This window comes from Mangrovitalea sediminis, from assembly GCF_002514725.1.
GTDB classification, from domain to species: Bacteria; Pseudomonadota; Gammaproteobacteria; order Pseudomonadales; family Oleiphilaceae; genus Mangrovitalea; species Mangrovitalea sediminis.
This window is the reverse complement of the sequence record NZ_NTLB01000005.1, coordinates 414619-433272: the sequence shown is the minus strand read 5'-3', so window position 1 is coordinate 433272 and position 18654 is coordinate 414619. Positions and strand designations below refer to the sequence as shown.

Genomic DNA, 18654 nt, shown 5'->3' with positions numbered 1-18654 from the left:
TACCCGTATCGTCGATAACGATGGACCCGTCGGCGTCCCTTTTTACGCGGGTAATGCCAGGGTTAGCCCTCTCAAGTCGCAACAACTCGTTTTCCTTCTCCGCGTCTGGCCGAGGAGCTGAAAATCGCCGATGCAGAACTCGCGCGCTCCAACAAGCAACTCAACAGTATGTTGATGGCCGCAAAACATCGGGAGACCGGCACTCGGCGATAGCGATCAGTGGCTGGTATCCCTCTCTGTTGGCGTGTCGATCCGCCGCTGTACGAAGCGCGCAATGTCCCCCAGTGCGCGGTCTGCGACGGGTAGTTGCCCCGCGTGAAACTGGAAAACATGCCCGCCGCCAACGTATTCCTGCAAGTCCGCATCGACACCGGCGGCAATGGCACCTGCATTTAACCGGCGGGCATCGTCCAGCAGGATTTCCTCGCTGCCAACCTGGATCAACATTGGCGGCAAGCCGGTAAGATCGGCATTCAGTGGAGAGCAGATCGCGTCTTTCGGAGAACGGTTTCCGGCATAGGCCGCTGCACCGAAGTTCAACCAGGCCGGTGATAGCATTGCGTCCCGTGCGACGTGAGTCGTGATGGTGGCTCCTGACTGGCTCAAATCGACCCAGGGCGAAAGCAGTACCAGGGCTGCGGGGAGGGGAAGCCCGGCTTCCCGGATTGCAACGGCGGTGGCCAGGGTCAGCCCGCCCCCTGCGGAATCTCCGGCGATGATGAGGCGGGCGGGGTCCTGGCCCTCATCCAGCAGCTCGCGATAGGCGGCGAGTGCGTCATCGAGTGCCGCAGGGCACGGGTGCTCCGGCGCAAGCCGGTAATCCAGCAACCATGTGCGTGCCTGGGTGGTTTGGGCCAGCCAACCGGCCAGTTTGCGATGACTGCCGAAGCCGCCCATCACATAGGCACCGCCATGCAGAAACAGCATGCCGATTCCGGGCGCATGACGTGTGGGCGTGATCGCCAGTGCCTTGTTGCCGCCCAAGTGTCGGAGCGCCATTGTGACATGGCGTGGCGTGCGCAGGATCAAGGCGCTGAGTGTGCCTGTCTGACGCTGGAGCCAGACGGGTATCCTGGGCGAGAGCATGGGCTTGACGCCAAAACGGGTCAGGGCACGAAGCAAGCGTTCCATTGAAAGGGTGATCCTTGTGACGGTTCAGGCCTGGGTTGCGGTTGCGGGCTCTAATTCGTAGTCCTGCAACTCCAGCTTGCCGGTCATGAGCCGGTAGCTGAAGGTGAAGCCGGGCCAGTTATTGGTATTCCTGCCAGATGCCGTCTTGTACCAGGACGTACATCCAGCCTCCCAGACACTGTTTTTCAGTCGCGCCTGTATATTGTCATCGTATGCTTGCTGGCGGTCGGGTTTGACGTCCATGTACCGCAGCCCGGGGGCCTGCAATGTTCGCACGCATTGCATCACGTAACGGATCTGCGATTCCAGCATAAAGAGTATGGAGCTGTGCGCCAGGTTGGTGTTAGGGCCATACAGAATGAACAGGTTGGGGAAGCCCGAAACGGAGATCCCTTTATAGGCTTCGGCGCCGTCTTTCCATGCCCGGGTCAGATCGATGCCGTCGAGGCCGGTGAATTTCATGGGGGACAGGAATTCCGTGGCCTTGAAGCCCGTGGCGTAAATGATGGCGTCGACATCGTGACGTTGGCCGTCCCGCGTGACGATCGTATTTCCCTCAATACGATCCACTGCTTCGGTAATGAGGTCGAGATTGTCCTGGTCCATGGCCTGAAACCAGTTGTTGGACATCAGGATACGTTTACAGCCCACGGGGTAGTCGGGAATCAGTTTTGCGCGTTTCACCGGGTCGCGCACCTGCTTACGGACGAGATGCTTGACCTGCCATTTGAAGATGTTCAGCAGAAAACCGTAGCGGGTAAACGCCAGGGCCCGGCTTTCATTGCGCCAGTAGATTTGTGCCCGATAGAGCCGGTCGAGTACCGGGACGTTTTCGAATACCCGTTGCTCGAAGCGGGTGAAGGGGCGGTCGGGCTTGGGTATGACCCAGGCGCCGGAGCGTTGGAACAGTTTAAGTGCCTTCACCTGATGCACAATCTCCGGCACGAACTGTATTGCACTGGCACCGGTACCGATAACGGCCACTCGCTTGCCGGTCAGGTCGTAGCTATGATCCCATCGCGCCGAATGGAATATCTTACCCTTGAAGCTTTCAATCCCCTTGATATCAGGTATTGCGGGCTGGTTGAGCTGTCCGCAGGCTGGAATCAACACCCGGGCCTCTATAGGATCGCGATGCGTTGTCTGAATCGTCCAGAGTCCGGTGTCCCTGTCGAAGCTGGCCGAACGAACCTCGGTATTGAACCGGATGTGATTGCGCAGTCCATATTTATCGACACAGTGCTCCATGTAAGCGCGAATTTCCGGCTGTAAACCGAACTTGCGTGACCAATCGCTCTTGGGCTCGAACGAAAACGAATACAGGTGTGACTGCACGTCGCAGGCAGCGCCGGGATAGGTGTTGTCTCGCCAGGTTCCGCCGACGCTGTCAGCCTTTTCCAGAATGGAGAACGCCTCGATACCGGCCTTTTTAAGCTGGATAGCCATGCCGAGACCGCCAAAACCGGACCCGATGATCACGATATGCTGGGAGTTTGGGGTGTCGATGGCACTCATATCTTCTCCAAAAGGGGGGTGTTCAGAGAGATAGAGTAGGTGGGCGACTTATGGTGGGCGATGCCCTGAAAGGACATAAAATCGTTGTTTGGGGACATTCGGGGGTGTCTGTATTAGACTGCACAGACAACAATAATGGGTGAATGGCTCTATGCAGAATCCACCATCGCCACCAAGGTCCTCGCCGTATCCGAACCCGTCAACCGCATCCTGGGATTTCCGTCGAAGCATCGTCAGCATGCGCCTGATGACGGAAGTCGGCCGGGAGCAGGGGATCGACGACGAGACGATTCTGGCGGGCACGGGCGTTGCTGCCGAGGTGCTCTGTGATCCCTCCGCTGAGGTGAGCGGCCAGCAGGAGTTGCGGCTGATTCGGAACCTCATGACGGCGCTTCCAAACTTGCCGGGGCTCGGGATCGCATGTGGGCAGCGGTATCACTTCACGGCTTTTGGTGCCCTCGGTTTTGCGCTGGCCAGCAGCCGTAGCCTGCAGGAAGCACTGGACATCGGGTTTCATTATCTCAACCTGACCTACGCCTTTGTCCGCTTCGCTGTCACTCTTGACGCATCCCAAACCTGTATCAATGTCATCGATGACGAACTCCGCCCGATTATGCCCGAGAACATGCGTCGATTTATCGTCGAGCGGGACATCAGCGCATTACTGATCCTTCAACACGATATTCTGGCCGGTCAGCCCTTGCTGGATGAACTCTGGTTGGCCTTTCCCGAACCAGAAAACACGTCAGTCTATGAGGCGCTTCTGGGGCAAAAACCCCTGTTTGGCGCCTCCCGGCATCGGATTGCCTTGAGACGGGACCTGATGGACCTGCCGCTGCCGCAGGCCAATGAGTTGGCCCGGGAGGCGGCGCGCCAGCAATGCGAGGCGTTATTGGACCAACGCCGCCGGCGCACGGGACTGGCAGCCCAGGTACGCCAGCGTCTCGCCGATAGCGCCGCGGAGATGCCAACGCTGGAGAAGGTCGCCGGTCAGTTGCACATGACACCGCGCACCCTGCGCCGCCACCTGAAGGCTGCCGACACGACCTTTATCGAGCTGCGTGAGGAGGTTCGGCAGGCCCTGGCGCGAGAATACCTCTCTGTGCCCCGTTTGACGGTGGAACGTATCGCTGAACGGCTGGGTTACGCCGAGCCGACCAGCTTCATCAATGCCTACAAACGCTGGTTTGGGCGTACGCCCCACGCGGAACGACTCACTCGGGAGTAACGTTCAAAGGTGGCGAAAGGCGCTCGCCGGTTGCTTGGGTTGATTGGGGGGCGCCTGCTCGAGTTCGTCCACCACGCGGTTGAGGTCCTGGAGCAACATATCCGCCATGTCGCGAGAGAAACCCTCCCGAACAACGATCCTGAGCGCGTGAATATCTTCGGCGTTCGCCGGCATCGCATAAGCCGGGACCTGCCAGCCGTAAATGCGCAATCGATCAGAAACATCGTAGACGGAATAGCGTCGGCTATCTTTCAGGCGAAAGGCAAAGACCGGAATGTCGCTCCCATCGCTCAGCAGCGCAAACGGACCCAACTGTGCGATACGTTTTGATAAACCCGTCGCGGTGTCTCTCAGGGTCGTCATGATGCGGGTATAACCGGCCCGGCCTAGACGTAGAAAGTTGTAGTACTGGCCGACGATCTGGTTTCCCGGTCGGGAAAAATTCAGCGTAAAGGTGGGCATATTGCCGCCCAAGTAATCGACATGGAATATCAGGTCGTCAGGCAGGTGTTCCTGGCTGCGCCAGATGGCCCAACCCACACCGGGATATACCAATCCATATTTGTGGCCGGAGACGTTGATCGACACCACGTTCGGCAACCGGAAGTCCCAGCGCAGGTGGGGTTGAATGAAGGGGGCCACAAACCCACCGCTGGCGGCATCGACATGGATGGGAACCGTAAGGTTATGTGCCTGGGCATGCTTTACGACGGCATCATGGATAGCCTCAATGGGTTCGTATTCCCCTGTAAAAGTCGTGCCAAGAATAGCCACGACCCCGATGGTATTTTCGTCAATGCGGCTTGTGACTTCCTCCGGAGAGATGACAAAACGGTTTTCGGTCATGGGAACATAGCGTGGTTCCACTTCCCAATAACGGCAGAATTTTTCCCAAACGACCTGAACGTTGGTACCCAATATGAGATTGGGCTTATTGGTGGGCTGGTTGGCGACGAGCCGCCGTGCTTTCCAGCGCCACTTTAAGGCCATGCCGGCGAGCATAATGGCTTCGCTGGAGCCGATCGCGGAAACCCCGATGGCACTTTGTTCTTCCGGTGCATTGAACAGCCGGGCGATCATGTTCACGCAACGGGTTTCGAGCTCGGCGGTTTGGGGATACTCGTCCTTGTCGATCATATTCTTGTTGAAGGTTTCGGCCATCAACTGTTCGGCTTCGGGTTCCATCCAGGTCGTGACGAAGGTCGCCAGGTTCAGGCGTGCGTTGCCGTCCAGCATGAGTTCGTCATGCACGAGTTGGTAAGCGGTACGGGAGTCCAGTTCTTCATGGGGTAATGCGTATTTGGGAATCGGATGGGCCATTGCCCGGCAGCCGTAGGTGGGAGCGAGATTGGTATCGGGCTTGAGTTTCTTGACCATGGGGATGTAGCTCCTTTACGTCGCGTTTGTCCAGGCTGGCCGGCGCCAGCGATAGAGCATGAGGGGGACCAGTATCATCGCAACCAATATGCCCATCATGGCGCCGATGTAATGGCTTGGAACTATGTCATTCCCGGGAATGAACAAACCGATGGCGAGACATAAGACCGTGGTCATGAATCCAAGGCCGGCAACGAGCCAAAGCCCCCAGTTTTTGCCGCCCGGGACCCGATAGGGACGTATTCGGGCTGGCTCGGAATAGCGCAAGCGGATCGCCGCCGCGAACAGCAATAGATACATGGCACTGTATAGCACTACGGCGGCTGAGGTCAGCAGGAGAAACGCCGCGTCGATGTCCCGGGTGAAGAGGAACACCAGCGCCACGACGCTCATGGCCAACGCCTGTACCAGGAGTAAGTGGTGCGGTACGCCATGACGATTGACAGCCTGCAGGCGGGGCGGCAGGTAACCGGATTTTCCCGCGGCCCAGAGTCCTTTGAGGGGACCCAGGACCCAGGTGCTGACCTGACCTGCGGCGCCGACGGCAACGAGCAGGGCGGTTAAAGACATCAACCCGCTCAGGTGATCGAGCGCCAGCAATCGTTGCAGTGCCTGGACGCTGCCGGAAACCAAGTCCAACTGCTGTGAGGGAACGACCACGGCAACCGCCAGGCCGCCCAATAAGGTCAGCACAAATCCCAACGCTGCGGCAGAGAACACGGCGATGGGATAGGTGCGCCGGACGTTACGAACTTCATTTGCATGGTTGGCAGACACTTCGATACCGACGACCCCAAAGATAAAACCGAGAAACAGGACAAACGAATGCTGTGCATGGTGCACGGGCAGCCAGTTGTCGACGGTTAGCGCCAGGTTCAGGTGCAATGGCTGCCCGGAGGCCACATAGACGCCGGCCAGCACGATCAGCACCAGGCTCGGAAAGATCACACCCGCACCCAGGCAGATGCTGGATATATATCCCGAAGCACGGGTGCCCCGGAGATTACCCAGTGTCGCGACCCAGTACACCACCAGAATCACACCCACGATAAAGGTTCTATGGCTGGATAGGCTGGGGTCGATGGCATAGGCGAGACTGGCGGCCACATAGGACAGGATGGAGGTGATGCCAAACAGGCTTTGTATCCACTGCAGCCAAACGGCGACCAGCCCCCATCGGGACCCGAAGGCTTCCTCGACCCAGTGAAAAACACCATTCTTTGGCCAGGTGGTTGCCAATTCTGCGGAGACCAGTGCCAGGGGAATCAAGAAGGCGAACATGGTGATCAGGTTAAAGAACACCATCTGCAGGCCGGTCTCGGCCATCATCGGCATGTTGCGAAGGGTGAGGAAAAGTGCCGTTGTCATGAAGGTCAGGGTGGTTATGCCTAAATGGGGCATGCCACCCGACGTATCCGGAGTTGCCGTGCTCAATGAAATGCGTCCTTTATATCGAAAATTAAGCGCGAAAGCGGCAACTCCGGGGAAGCGGAAACTTGTTCGTCAGAGCGATGACCCCTCCCGCGTCTTCAAAACCCTATTCCGATTCGCTGCCTGTCCATCCAGGCGTCTTTCTGACAGGCTCCCGTAATAATGGTTCAGTTGCGTAGGGTTCCGCAGGAGCTGATGACCTAATACGGACCAAGCTCCCAACCCCAAGCCGATAAGCCGGTCCGGCGCGGCGTCAACGACGGCTTCGATGTTTTCGCCGATACCGGCCATCGCCGTATCGCGTTCTCCAATCCGTTGAAATGCATGAACGCCGGTGTCGTCAACGACGGGCACAATGGGGGTTAAACCGAGCTTATCCCAATGTTGTCGAAGCGCAGCGAACCGCTCTGAATCGGCACTTCCTTGTAAGGGCAGAGTGCTATTGATCAGCAAATGGGTGAAACCCAGGCCCCTGATCAGGTTATAGGCGCCCTTGTCCTGGTTCCAGTCATCCACCGCCAAAACGGCGCAATGCCCCTGACTCTGACGCACATGAAAATATCGGCCAAGCCGAAACATGACTTCGGTGAGTTCAGCGGCATCGAGCCAGCCGGCCACGTTTCCCAACAGATAGAGATGTGATACAGCTGGGCCGTCCTGCAATAGCTCACCAACCCGGCGGGCCTCGTCCAGGAGGTTGTCCAGATACCGGCGGATTGCGTTACCGGCCGCTTCGCTGTTCGTTTCTGTGCAGACCGGCATGGTCTTGAACGGAAATTCGAGGGCTAACGCCACGGTACCCTGGTGGGGATTGGCTTCGAGCAGCGTATTGCGTGCCGGGGTTTCGCTGCTATGCCGGGTTTGATCCTGGAGCGACGAAAGTAATGAATGCTTACGCGTGACACACCGCCAAAGCCCAAGGCTATCGATATCGGCGAGGTGGCAATTACGGTCTGATCGGGAACTCATACGTTGACCTGAGAGCGCCATTATTCATCCTCCCACCAATATTGGAATGGATATCTGATTGGTGTCGGTTCTTAGTCTAGGAGGGGGCCTCGCGGCCCCATTTGACCCGCGTCAACTTGCGGGGGAGGTCCGGCCCGTGACATCACCAAAACTTGATCTGGAATCACATAATGACGTTTAAATAGAACAATTTATGGCCAGTTCTGTGTGCCCGGCACAGGCAACTTGATACGAAGACGGTCATCGGGGGCCTGTATCTCCGCCCCTGATGACGCGGGATCGCCGAATTCACTCGCCGGAAGTGCGTTTAAGATTCGCCTCCACCTGGAGAACCCGTCGGGTTGTGGCAACGACGGTATCGGGATTGAGACTCATCGAATCGATACCGAGCTGCACCAGGTATTCGGCCATTTCCGGATAATCGGAAGGTGCCTGGCCGCAAAGTCCTGAATGGATGCCGTTCCGGCGGCAGCCTTCTACGGCAAGGCGGATCATCTCTTTGACACCATCATCCCGCTCGTCATAGTCGAAGGCGACGATTTCGCTGTCCCGGTCAACACCGAGGGTTAATTGGGTGAGATCGTTCGAGCCGATGGAAAAACCGTCGAACCGTTTAGCGAACTGGTCGATCAGGATAACGTTGTTGGGTATCTCGCACATTGCATAGACCTGCAGGCCGTTTTCACCCCGGGTCAGCCCGAACTCCGCCATTTTGGCCAATACCGCATCGGCCTCCTGAACACGGCGCACAAAGGGCAGCATAACGATGACGTTGGTCAGCCCCATCGTATCGCGGACACGTTTCATGGCCCGGCACTCCAGGTGGAAGCCTTCGACATACGCTGGATGGGCATAGCGGGAAGCACCGCGGAATCCAATCATGGGATTGGCTTCGTCCGGTTCGAAGGCGCTGCCCCCAAGCAGGCTGGCGTACTCGTTGGATTTGAAGTCCGACAGCCGGACCACGACCGGCTTTGGCCAGAAGGCAGCCGCTATGGTACCGATGCCTTCCGAGAGCCTTTGAACAAAGAAGGTCGCCTTATCCGGCGCGCCGCGTGTCAGGAGGTCGATAGTGTCGCGGACAGTGGCATCGGTCACCCTTTCCGGATGCAGGAGTGCCATAGGGTGGATCTTGATGTATTCATTGATGATGAATTCCATCCGGGCCAGGCCAACGCCGTCATTGGGCAGAAAGGACGTCTTGAAGGCAATCTCCGGATTGCCCAGGTTGATCATGATGTGAGTAGCCGGACGGGGCAGGTCGCCAATCTCGGTCTGTTCGCGGTGGAACGGCACTTCACCCCGATAGATATGTCCGCTATCGCCCTCGGCACAGGAAACCGTAGCAATCTCGCCATCCGGGATGTCGCTGGTTGCGGTTCCTGCGCCGACGACGGCAGGAATACCCAGTTCCCGGGCAATGATGGCTGCATGGCAGGTGCGACCACCCCGGTTGGTAACGATGGCGGCAGCCGTCTTCATCACCGGCTCCCAGTCCGGCGTGGTGGTATCGGCCACAAGAATTTCGCCGGGCTGGAATTCGTCCAGCTTCGCGACGGAGGTAATCACCCGGGTACGGCCGCTGGCAATACGTTCGCCGACGGCACGCCCGGTGGCAATAATCTCGCCTTTGCCGTCGAGGACATCGGTCTCCAGCACTGTCAGTACCCGTTGGGAGGCGACGGTCTCCGGGCGCGCCTGCACGATATAGAGCTTGCCGTCGGTACCGTCCTTGGCCCACTCGATATCCATTGGGCGCTGATAATGCTGCTCGATGGTCATGGCATAACCGGCGAGTTCCAGCACATCGCTATCGTCGATGCAGTAACGTTCGCGGTCCGCCTTCGGTGTGGGAATATTGCGCGTGGTCTGGCGCGTATCGCCCTCCAGATAGATCATCTTGACGGCCTTGTCGCCCAGGCTCCGGCGCAGGACCGCCCGGTGGCCCCCGGCGTAGGTGGGCTTGTGAACATAGAATTCGTCAGGGTCGACGGCGCCTTGAACCACGTTCTCGCCCAATCCGTAACTGCCGGTCACGAAGACCAAGTCGCGAAATCCGGATTCGGTATCCAGGGTAAACATGACACCGGATGACGAGATATCGGAACGCACCATCTTCATGACGCCAATCGAAAGGAAAACCTTGAAATGGTCAAAGCCCTGATCGAGGCGGTAATGAATGGCGCGATCCGTGAACAGGCTGGCGAAATCGCGTCGGCAGGCGTCGAGCAGGCTCTCGTCTCCATGGATATTCAGGAAGGTATCCTGCTGGCCGGCAAAACTTGCCGTTGGCAGGTCTTCCGCAGTGGCTGAGCTGCGTACTGCGAGGCTCAGGTCTTCGCCGTACTCTTCCTGCAATACCCGATAGGCCGCGACGATCTCCTGTGCAAGGTCGTCCGGCAGGCCTGCACCGTAGACGATTTCCCGTGCGCGTTTGCCCCGCCTGGCGAGATCCGCGACATTGGCAGGGTCCAGACCATCCAGCGCCGCGTGCAACGCATCCCAGGCGCCCGCCTTGTCGAGGACATATCGATAGGCGTCGGCGGTAATGGCGAAGCCATTGGGGACTGTTACGCCGCGTTCCGTCAGGGTTCGATACATTTCCCCGAGTGACGCATTCTTGCCGCCAACCAGGGGCACATCGTCGATGCCCAGCTCATTGAAAAAGCGAATGTATTTGAAATTGGTCATGATGATCTGCACGTGCTCGATAGGTTTGTGCTCAAACCTCCAACCCGGCAAAACGGGGGACTGAGCGACATTTCAGCGTCCATGCCCATGCAGCGGCGAACTCAGTGTTGACAAGAAACTGCGATGGCGCGGCGAAGAGCGGCGGAAGCGGTTATAGACGGCCAGCTTGGCCAGGTCCTCGATAAAGATCCAAACGATGCAATAGGCCCAAATCAGGCCCACGTCAGTCCAGCCGATCGGCGTGATCAGCCCAAACGGGAAAACCACGAACAACGTTGCGAGTATCTTGGTCAGGATGGCTGACCATAACAGCAGCGGCGACGGGAATGGCCGGCTCCAGAAGGGCCGGTGAGTGCGCGCGACAAACAGGGTGAGATGGCCGGCGACGGCCAGTTTCAGGAATATGAAAGTCTGGATCTGCGCGATGGACAGGTGCATCCATTCCCTGGCGATCCACAGCAGACCAAAGGTTTCCACCACACCGATCAGACCCAGTACGGTGGAAACGGTCAGGACCCGCGGCATATTCCAGCGAACCGGCTTGGGGTCGAGCCAGGTGTTGTCGTACGCGATCGCCATGATCGGTACGTCGTTGAAGAAGGCCAGCAGGATGATCATGATCGCGCTGATCGGGTAAAAGTTGAACGCGATCATGGCCAGTACCACGAAAAACATGATGCGAATGGTTTCGACGATGCGGTAAATCGCATACGAATTCATTCGTTCGAAGATGCGGCGCGCCTCTTCCACGGCGCTGACGATGGTAGACAACCCCGGCGCGGTCAGCACCAGGTCGGCTGCGGCGCGGGCCGCGTCGGTGGCACCGCTGACGGCAATACCGACATCAGCCTGTTTTAACGCCGGGGCATCGTTGACGCCATCGCCCGTCATCGCGACCAGATGGTTGCGCTCCTGTAGGGCTTTGACGATGGCGTACTTATGCTCGGGGAAAACCTGTGCGAAGCCGTCTGCAGCCTCGATACGTTCACCCACATCTGAAGACAGGTGCCCCTGAGCCGCTGCCTGTGTCAACAGGTTTCCAGCAGGTTGAATGGCCGTGCCGAGATTCAGCTGACCGGCGATTTCCTTGGCGATGGCGGTATCGTCGCCCGTCACCATCTTAACCTCGATACCGTGCTCCTCGGCTTGGCGAATGGTCTCGCGGGAGTCCTCCCGGGGTGGATCGAACAACGGCAGAATACCGAGGAAATGCCATGTTCCCGCGTCATCGGTACGTGCAACGCCCAGGGTGCGGAAGCCTTTGGCGGCAAGTTCGCCGATCAGTGTATTTGCCCGCTCAGACTCTTCGCCGGCAACACCGGCCAACTCCAGAATGACTTGGGGAGCGCCTTTACTGACCTTGAACGTGGTGGCATCACTGCTGCGGATTTCGCCTACAGTGCGCTTGCTCACCGGATCGAAGGGAACAAAGTTAATTTGTGTGTAGGCCTGCAACGCAGTGTTGTCCCCAAGGCCGCCGATGACCGCCAGATCGATGGCATCCTTGTTCTCTGCCTTGGACGCCAGCGCCCCGGCGAGTATCAGGTCCTGGGCATCCTTCGCGCCAAATACCGCAGGCTCGCCAAGGGTGAGCTTGTTCTGGGTGAGGGTTCCGGTCTTGTCCGAACAAAGGATATCGATACCGGCCATTTCCTCTATCGACTGCAACCGCGAAACGATGGCTTTTTTCTTCGATAGGGCCAGCGCGCCAACGGCCATGGTGACCGACAGTACGGCCGGCATGGCAACCGGTATCGAGGCGACGGTCAGGATCAGCGCGAACTGCACAAGATCCAGTAACGGCGCATGACGGAACAACTGCACAATGATCAATGCTGCTACCAGGGCAAGGCTGAGATAGATGAGGTAGTCGCCGATGGCGAGGACCGCCTTTTGGAAGTGAGAAACGGCGCCGGCGCCTTCCACCAGCTTGGCGGTACGACCAAAAAAGGTCTCGCTTCCGGTCGCTGTGACGAGCGCCAGCATCTCACCCTGCTTGGCGACAGACCCGGAGTAGGCGACATCTCCGGCCTTTTTATTGACTGGCAGCGATTCACCGGTGAGGGCTGACTGGTCGATGGCGAGATAGTCGCCGCCGAATAACTTGGCGTCCGCCGGGATGATATCCCCCAGCCGTAAACGGATGATGTCTCCGGGCACCAGGTCACTGGCGTTGACTTCGCCCCAGGCGCCATCGCGGAGGGCGCGCGCCTTCAGTGCGAGCTGGCTTTTTAGCGCGTCCAGGGCATTGGCGGCCTTGAATTCCTGCCAAAAGCCGACGCCGGCATTGAAAACCAGAAGCGCCAGGATAATGACGAAATCGTCCCAATGCCTCACCAGCGCCGACAGTACGGCGGCCACTTCGATCATCCAGGGTATGGGCCCCCAGAAGTAACCGAGAAACCGGCTCAGGGGACTGACATGTTTTTCCACCAGGGCGTTGGGACCAAACTGCGATAAGCGGTTCGAGGCTTCTGCGGATGTGAGTCCGTCTTGGGAACTGTCCAGCTTTTCAAGAAGGTCTTCCAGATCCCTTTTTTCCGCATCTTGAGCTTCGATGCTGTCGACCATCTCGTACTCCTTAGGTGAGGTTGTCCCGGCTTCGTGTTTGACTGACTCTGAGGCTGGTTAACGTCGTGTCGAGGTGCCACGAAAATCGGGAAGAGAGTCATTCGCCACGAGCCGGTACTTGGGGCTACAAAACGAAAGATGGTTTCAGATCCGCCGACCGGGGACTGATGCAGCGGATCACGCAGTGACCATCGGACTGCCGGGAATAAGTCTGTATTTCTACAGGATTAGTGCAGCGCACTACAGTCTGCGTCGATCCTCTCTGTGTCCCCTTTGATATGGGTCAATAGGCCCTTTAAAGATTCCCGGACTGTGGAACTTCCGTGGCCGTATGCCGGTCGCCTTGAATGCCGTCTTGGTAAAAGTTGGCCATTCCTGTGCGATTTGACGCAGGTCAGGGAGCTTTGGCCATCAGAGCGTATGGTGACAGCAAGGGAATTATGGGAGAGGACGATCATGCCGATTAACCGCCGGGATATGACCCCAGTGGTAGACCTGACCCGCGAAAAGGGGACTGGACCGATACGCCAGCAACGCCCCGTTTATGTCGACCTGCTTCCGCCCTGCAATCAAGCCTGTCCGGCCGGTGAGAACATTCAGGCCTGGCTGGCGCTGGCGCAGGCGGGCGACTATCGAAAAGCCTGGGAAACCCTGGTGCGAGACAACCCGTTGCCCGCCGTGCATGGCCGTGTCTGTTATCACCCCTGTGAAAGTCACTGCAATCGGCAGTCGCTGGATGCGCCGGTCAGCATCCATGCGGTGGAACGCTTTTTGGGGGATCTGGCGGCGTCCGAAGGCTGGCCGTTCCCCATCGATGCAGCGGCCAGCGGGAAGCGGGTGTTGATCGTCGGCGCAGGTCCCAGTGGCCTGTCTGCGGCTTATCATCTGACCCGTCTCGGCCACGCCGTCGAGATCCATGAAGCCGGGCCCGTTGCAGGTGGCATGATGCAGTTCGGTATCCCGGCCTATCGGCTACCGCGCGCGGATTTGCAGAAGGAAGTCGCGCGTATCGAGGCCATGGGCGTCAAGTTCGTGTTCAACCACCGGGTAGAGGATCTGGATGCCGAACGTGAGGCCGGTGCCTTTGATGCCGTCTTCGTGGCCGTCGGCGCCCACATCGGTAAACACGTGGATATTCCCGCTCGCGATGCCGCCCGCGTATTGGATGCCGTCTCCCTGTTGCATCAGGTCGGTACGGGGGACACGCCACGTCTGGGGCGCCGTGTCGTCGTGTATGGTGGTGGTAATACCGCTATGGATGCCGCGCGGACAGCCCGCCGGCTGGGCGCAGACGAGGCGCTGATCGTCTACCACCGTGATCGTGGCCATATGGCTGCCCATGCCTTTGAAGCAGACGAAGCAGCGGCCGAAGGCGTAAAGATCAAATGGCTTACCAGTATCAAGGACATCGACGGCTCGACGCTCACGGTGGAAGTGATGGCGCTGGACGAGCAGGGGCGCCCGCAGCCGACAGGGCAGTTGGAAACCCTGGAAGCCGACGCGGTGGTCCTCGCGCTGGGTCAACAGACCGATACCGGCTTTCTGCGGCAGGTTCCCGGGGTTTCCTGTAAACCCGATGGGACTGTCGACGTTGGGCCTGACTTGATGACGGGTTGCCCCGGCCTCTTTGCCGGTGGCGATATGGTGCCGGGCGAACGGTCTGTGACCGTTGCCGTAGGACACGGCAAAAAGGCCGCGAAACATATCGACGCCTGGTTAAGACAGCAGCCTTATGCCGAGCCGGAACCCGCCAGGGTTGTGGATTATCCGATGCTTCATTTACCGGTGTTCAGCGACGCCAGTCCCCTGACCGAAAAAGCGTTGGCTGCCACCGAGCGTGTGACGGGGTTTGAAGAAGTCGTTACGGGGCTGTCGGAAACGCAGGCCCGCTACGAATCGCAGCGCTGCCTGTCCTGCGGCAACTGCTTCGAGTGCGACAACTGTTTTGCAGCCTGTCCCGAAGACGCGATTATCAAGCTGGGCCCCGGCAATCGGTATCGTTATGACTATGCGAAGTGTACCGGTTGCGGAACCTGCTTCGAGCAGTGCCCCTGCCATGCCATCGACATGGTTCCGGAGCCTGACTGACATCGCCGAGGCTTCCAGCCCCGCAATCTGACCGAATATCGAGGAGCCCCGAATGGCATCCAGCAAAGCGACCATGGACGGCAATACCGCTGTTGCCCATATCGCCTATCGCGTCAATGAGGTATGCGCTATTTACCCGATTACGCCGTCGTCCCCCATGGCGGAACTGGCAGACCAGTGGTCGGCGGCAGGACAGGGCAACATCTGGGGCAACGTGCCGGTTATCCAGGAAATGCAAAGCGAGGGGGGCGCTGCCGGGGCCATCCACGGTGCCTTGCAGTCCGGTGCCCTGACCACGACCTTTACCGCTTCACAGGGCCTGATGCTCATGCTGCCCAACATGTTCAAGATCGCCGGTGAACTGACGCCGACGGTATTCCATGTGGCGGCCCGCTCCCTGGCGGCACAGGCGCTGTCCATCTTTGGCGATCATTCGGATGTCATGGCCGTGCGGGGAACCGGCTTTGCGCTGATGGCCTCCGCTTCGATTCAGGAAGCGCACGACAGCGCGTTGATCGCACAGGCCGCTACCTTGGAATCCCGCATTCCGTTCCTGCATTTCTTTGACGGCTTCCGTACCTCTCATGAGGTCAACACCCTGGAGCTGGTCAGTGATGAACAGGTGAGGGCGATGATCGACGACGAATGCGTCCGTGCCCACCGCTCCCGGGCCCTGAGTCCCGAAAACCCGTTCGTTCGCGGCACGGCGCAAAACCCCGATACCTTTTTTCAGGGACGCGAAACCGTAAATGCCTTCTATCAGGCGACGCCAGCGATCGTCGAAAAGGCCATGGCGCGTTTTGGCGAGCTGACGGGGCGCCATTATGGTCTTTTCGAGTACGAAGGCGCGCCGGACGCAGAACGGGTCATTATCCTCATGGGGTCGGGCGCCGAAACGGCGCGAACGACAGTCGCGGTACTGGCGGAACAGGGTGAGAAGGTCGGCGTGTTACAGGTGCGGCTCTACCGGCCTTTCTCTGCCGTCCATTTTCTGGGGGCTCTTCCCGCCAGTTGCCGGTCCGTCGCGGTACTGGATCGGACCAAAGAGCCGGGCGCAAGCGGCGAGCCACTCTACCTGGACGTGACGGCGACGCTCGCCGACGCGGTTGCCCGTGGCCTGCGCAGCACTATGCCTCGCGTCATCGGCGGCCGTTATGGCCTGTCGTCCAAGGAGTTTACGCCGGCAATGGTCAAGGCGGTGTTCGACGAACTGGCCGCCGAAGCGCCTAAAAATGGCTTTACCATCGGCATAGTGGATGATGTGACCCACACCAGCCTGACCTTCGACCCGAGTTTCTCCATCGAGCCGGACGATGTCGTGCGGGCGGTGTTTTACGGCCTTGGCTCGGATGGCACCGTCGGGGCCAACAAGAACAGCGTCAAAATCATCGCGGAAGATGCCGATCGCTATGCCCAGGGCTATTTCGTCTACGATTCCCATAAATCCGGCGCGCAGACGGTGTCTCATCTGCGCTTTGGACCCAGGCCGATCCAGGCGCCTTACCTGATATCCCAAGCCAGTTTCGTGGGCTGCCACCAGTTCCACTTCCTGATGCGCCAGGACGTGCTGAAACTGGCGGCGCCGGGTGGAACCTTCCTGCTGAACAGCCCCTATGGGCCCAAAGAAGTCTGGGAGAAACTGCCCCGTCCCGTCCAACAGCAGATCATCGACAAGCAGCTCCACTTTTACGTGATCGATGCTTCCCGTGTGGCGCAGGAAGTCGGTCTTCGCAACAGGACCAATACGGTTCTGCAAACCTGTTTCTTTGCCATTTCCGGGGTTTTGCCAAAGGCGGAGGCACTGGATCGCATCAAGGCCGCCATCCGCAAGACCTATACCCGCAAGGGCGAGGAGGTGGTCCAGCGTAACTTCGAGGCGGTCGATGCGACGCTCGCCCATCTTTATGCGGTGTCTGTGCCCAGTGAGGTCAGGGGAACTCTCGAACGTCCACCTGTAGTGCCGGCTACGGCGCCGGATTTCGTTCGCGACGTGACGGCAATGATGTTCGAAGGGCGTGGCGATGAAATCCCCGTCAGTGCGATGCCTGCCGACGGGACCTTTCCATCCGGTACAGCGATGTGGGAAAAGCGCAATGTGGCGGATTTCGTGCCGGTCTGGGAGGAGGATCTTTGCGTCCAGTGCGGGCAGTGCAGTTTCGTCTGTCCCCATAGCGTGATCCGTGCCAAGTATTTTCATCAGGACCAGCTCGCGCAGGCACCAGAGACATTCAAATCGGCACCGATCAACGTGCGGGGATATCCGGACGTGCGCTTTTCTCTGCAGTTCTATGTGGAGGACTGCACCGGTTGCGGTCTCTGCGTCGAAGCCTGCCCGGCGCACAGTCCCGTTCATCCGCAAACGAAAGCCATCAATCTGCAGTCGAAGCTGCCTCTGGTCGAAGAGGCGCGCGAGCATATCGGGTTCTTCGAAGGGCTGCCGGTCAATGATCGCTCTCAGGTCGATTTCGCGAATGTCCGCGGCGTGCAGTTCCTGGAGCCGCTTTTCGAGTTCTCCGGTGCCTGTGCGGGCTGTGGCGAGACACCCTACCTGAAGCTGCTTTCGCAGTTGTTCGGCGACCGTCTGCAGATTGCCAACGCCACGGGATGTTCCTCGATTTATGGGGGCAATCTGCCCGTCACCCCCTGGGGTAAAAATGCGGAGGGGCGGGGGCCGGCATGGTCTAACTCCCTCTTCGAAGACAATGCCGAGTTCGGCCTGGGGTTCCGCCTTGCCGCGGACAAACATCGGGAGCTTGCCGAGCAACTGACCCGAAAGCTGGGGTCCCGAATTGGCGAAGAGCTTATGGCGGCGGTTCTGCATGCGCCGCAAATCCAGGAATCGGAGATCCGAGCCCAGCGCGCGCGAGTTGATAAGCTCAAACAACACTTGAAAGCCCTGGAGGATCCGGCGGCGAAAGATCTGCTGTCCGTTGTCGATCATTTGGTGCGGCGCAGTATCTGGCTCGTGGGCGGCGACGGCTGGGCCTACGATATCGGTTATGGCGGCCTGGATCATGTGCTGGCCAGCGCGCGGGACGTCAATGTGCTGGTGCTGGATACCGAGGTGTACTCCAACACCGGAGGGCAAGCCTCAAAAGCCACGCCGCTCGGCGCCATCGCCAAATTCGCGGCGGCCGGGAAACGTACGGCGCGAAAGGATCTTGCGTTACAGGCCATTGCCTATGGCAACGTCTATGTTGCGCAGGTGGCCATGGGCGCCAATCCGCAACAGACGTTACAGGCTTTCCGCGAGGCGGAGGCGTATCCCGGTCCCTCGCTGATCCTGGCCTACAGTCACTGCATCGCCCATGGCATCGACATGCAATATGGCATGCGTCAGCAGGATCTCGCCGTCGCGAGCGGCTACTGGCCGCTGTTTCGCTACAGCCCGGCCATGCGCGCCATCGGAGAAAGCCCTTTCAGGCTGGATTCGCCCCGTCCGACGATTCCCTTCCAGGACTACGCCTACAACGAAATTCGCTATAAGGCACTGGCGGCCAACCGGCCGGAAGAGGCAGCAGAGCTGCTGACGATGGCACAATCGGTGATCGAAGAGAAATACCGGACCTACGAAGAAATGGCCAACTGGCATCCCGAGCGCTTCCACCCTGATGCCGCTGGCCAGATCGGCAACAATGGACCTTAAGCGGGAG

The 18654-nt window shown here is 59.0% G+C and carries 10 protein-coding genes; 3 read left to right on the top strand and 7 right to left on the bottom strand.

The features are described from left to right. Positions 1-216 precede the first annotated feature (216 nt). On the bottom strand, positions 217-1131 hold the full coding sequence (locus CLR77_RS14495; protein ID WP_097461371.1) for an alpha/beta hydrolase: 915 nt from the start codon (positions 1129-1131) through the stop codon (positions 217-219). A gap of 24 nt (positions 1132-1155) precedes the next feature. Further along, positions 1156-2646 (bottom strand): flavin-containing monooxygenase, encoded by a 1491-nt coding sequence (locus CLR77_RS14490; protein ID WP_097461370.1) that lies wholly within the window; start codon positions 2644-2646, stop codon positions 1156-1158. A 238-nt stretch (positions 2647-2884) separates the two neighbouring features. Between CLR77_RS14490 and CLR77_RS14485 the strand changes: the two genes are divergently transcribed. Then, entirely contained in the window at positions 2885-3874 is a 990-nt protein-coding gene (locus CLR77_RS14485) for an AraC family transcriptional regulator (RefSeq protein ID WP_158227210.1), read from the top strand. Between the two features lie 3 nt (positions 3875-3877). On the opposite strand, the gene CLR77_RS14480 is transcribed toward CLR77_RS14485, so the two are convergent. From CLR77_RS14480 to CLR77_RS14460, 5 genes are all read right to left on the bottom strand, one after another. Next, the gene (locus tag CLR77_RS14480) at positions 3878-5251 is read right to left on the bottom strand and encodes a glutamate decarboxylase (RefSeq protein WP_097461368.1); all 1374 of its coding nucleotides are present in this window, start codon (positions 5249-5251) and stop codon (positions 3878-3880) included. Positions 5252-5266: 15 nt separating this feature from the next. Continuing rightward, positions 5267-6685 (bottom strand): APC family permease, encoded by a 1419-nt coding sequence (locus CLR77_RS14475; protein ID WP_198962776.1) that lies wholly within the window; start codon positions 6683-6685, stop codon positions 5267-5269. 69 nt (positions 6686-6754) lie between these two features. Beyond that, positions 6755-7651, bottom strand: a complete 897-nt coding sequence (locus CLR77_RS14470; protein ID WP_143269421.1) for a hypothetical protein — start codon at positions 7649-7651, stop codon at positions 6755-6757. A 288-nt stretch (positions 7652-7939) separates the two neighbouring features. Further along, positions 7940-10342, bottom strand: a complete 2403-nt coding sequence (gene ppsA, locus CLR77_RS14465) for a phosphoenolpyruvate synthase (RefSeq protein ID WP_097461513.1) — start codon at positions 10340-10342, stop codon at positions 7940-7942. 72 nt (positions 10343-10414) lie between these two features. Beyond that, complete coding sequence (locus CLR77_RS14460; RefSeq protein WP_097461365.1) at positions 10415-12913, bottom strand: plasma-membrane proton-efflux P-type ATPase; 2499 nt, start codon at positions 12911-12913, stop codon at positions 10415-10417. A 456-nt stretch (positions 12914-13369) separates the two neighbouring features. On the opposite strand from CLR77_RS14460, the gene CLR77_RS14455 reads away from it, so the two are divergent. Together CLR77_RS14455 and nifJ are read left to right on the top strand one after the other, a co-directional pair. Continuing rightward, positions 13370-15001, top strand: a complete 1632-nt coding sequence (locus CLR77_RS14455; protein WP_097461364.1) for an NAD(P)-binding protein — start codon at positions 13370-13372, stop codon at positions 14999-15001. A gap of 52 nt (positions 15002-15053) precedes the next feature. After that, the gene (gene nifJ / locus CLR77_RS14450) at positions 15054-18647 is read left to right on the top strand and encodes a pyruvate:ferredoxin (flavodoxin) oxidoreductase (protein ID WP_198962775.1); all 3594 of its coding nucleotides are present in this window, start codon (positions 15054-15056) and stop codon (positions 18645-18647) included. Positions 18648-18654 lie beyond the last annotated feature (7 nt).

What these genes read in the sequence shown, in the direction of transcription:
- ppsA (WP_097461513.1), bottom strand. Translation starts at nt 10,342, where the DNA reads ATGACCAATTTCAAATACATTCGCTTTTTCAATGAGCTGGGCATCGAC.
- CLR77_RS14455 (WP_097461364.1), top strand. Translation starts at nt 13,370, where the DNA reads ATGCCGATTAACCGCCGGGATATGACCCCAGTGGTAGACCTGACCCGC.
- CLR77_RS14485 (WP_158227210.1), top strand. Translation starts at nt 2,885, where the DNA reads ATGCGCCTGATGACGGAAGTCGGCCGGGAGCAGGGGATCGACGACGAG.
- CLR77_RS14490 (WP_097461370.1), bottom strand. Translation starts at nt 2,646, where the DNA reads ATGAGTGCCATCGACACCCCAAACTCCCAGCATATCGTGATCATCGGG.
- CLR77_RS14470 (WP_143269421.1), bottom strand. Translation starts at nt 7,651, where the DNA reads ATGAGTTCCCGATCAGACCGTAATTGCCACCTCGCCGATATCGATAGC.
- CLR77_RS14495 (WP_097461371.1), bottom strand. Translation starts at nt 1,131, where the DNA reads ATGGAACGCTTGCTTCGTGCCCTGACCCGTTTTGGCGTCAAGCCCATG.
- nifJ (WP_198962775.1), top strand. Translation starts at nt 15,054, where the DNA reads ATGGCATCCAGCAAAGCGACCATGGACGGCAATACCGCTGTTGCCCAT.
- CLR77_RS14480 (WP_097461368.1), bottom strand. Translation starts at nt 5,251, where the DNA reads ATGGTCAAGAAACTCAAGCCCGATACCAATCTCGCTCCCACCTACGGC.
- CLR77_RS14460 (WP_097461365.1), bottom strand. Translation starts at nt 12,913, where the DNA reads ATGGTCGACAGCATCGAAGCTCAAGATGCGGAAAAAAGGGATCTGGAA.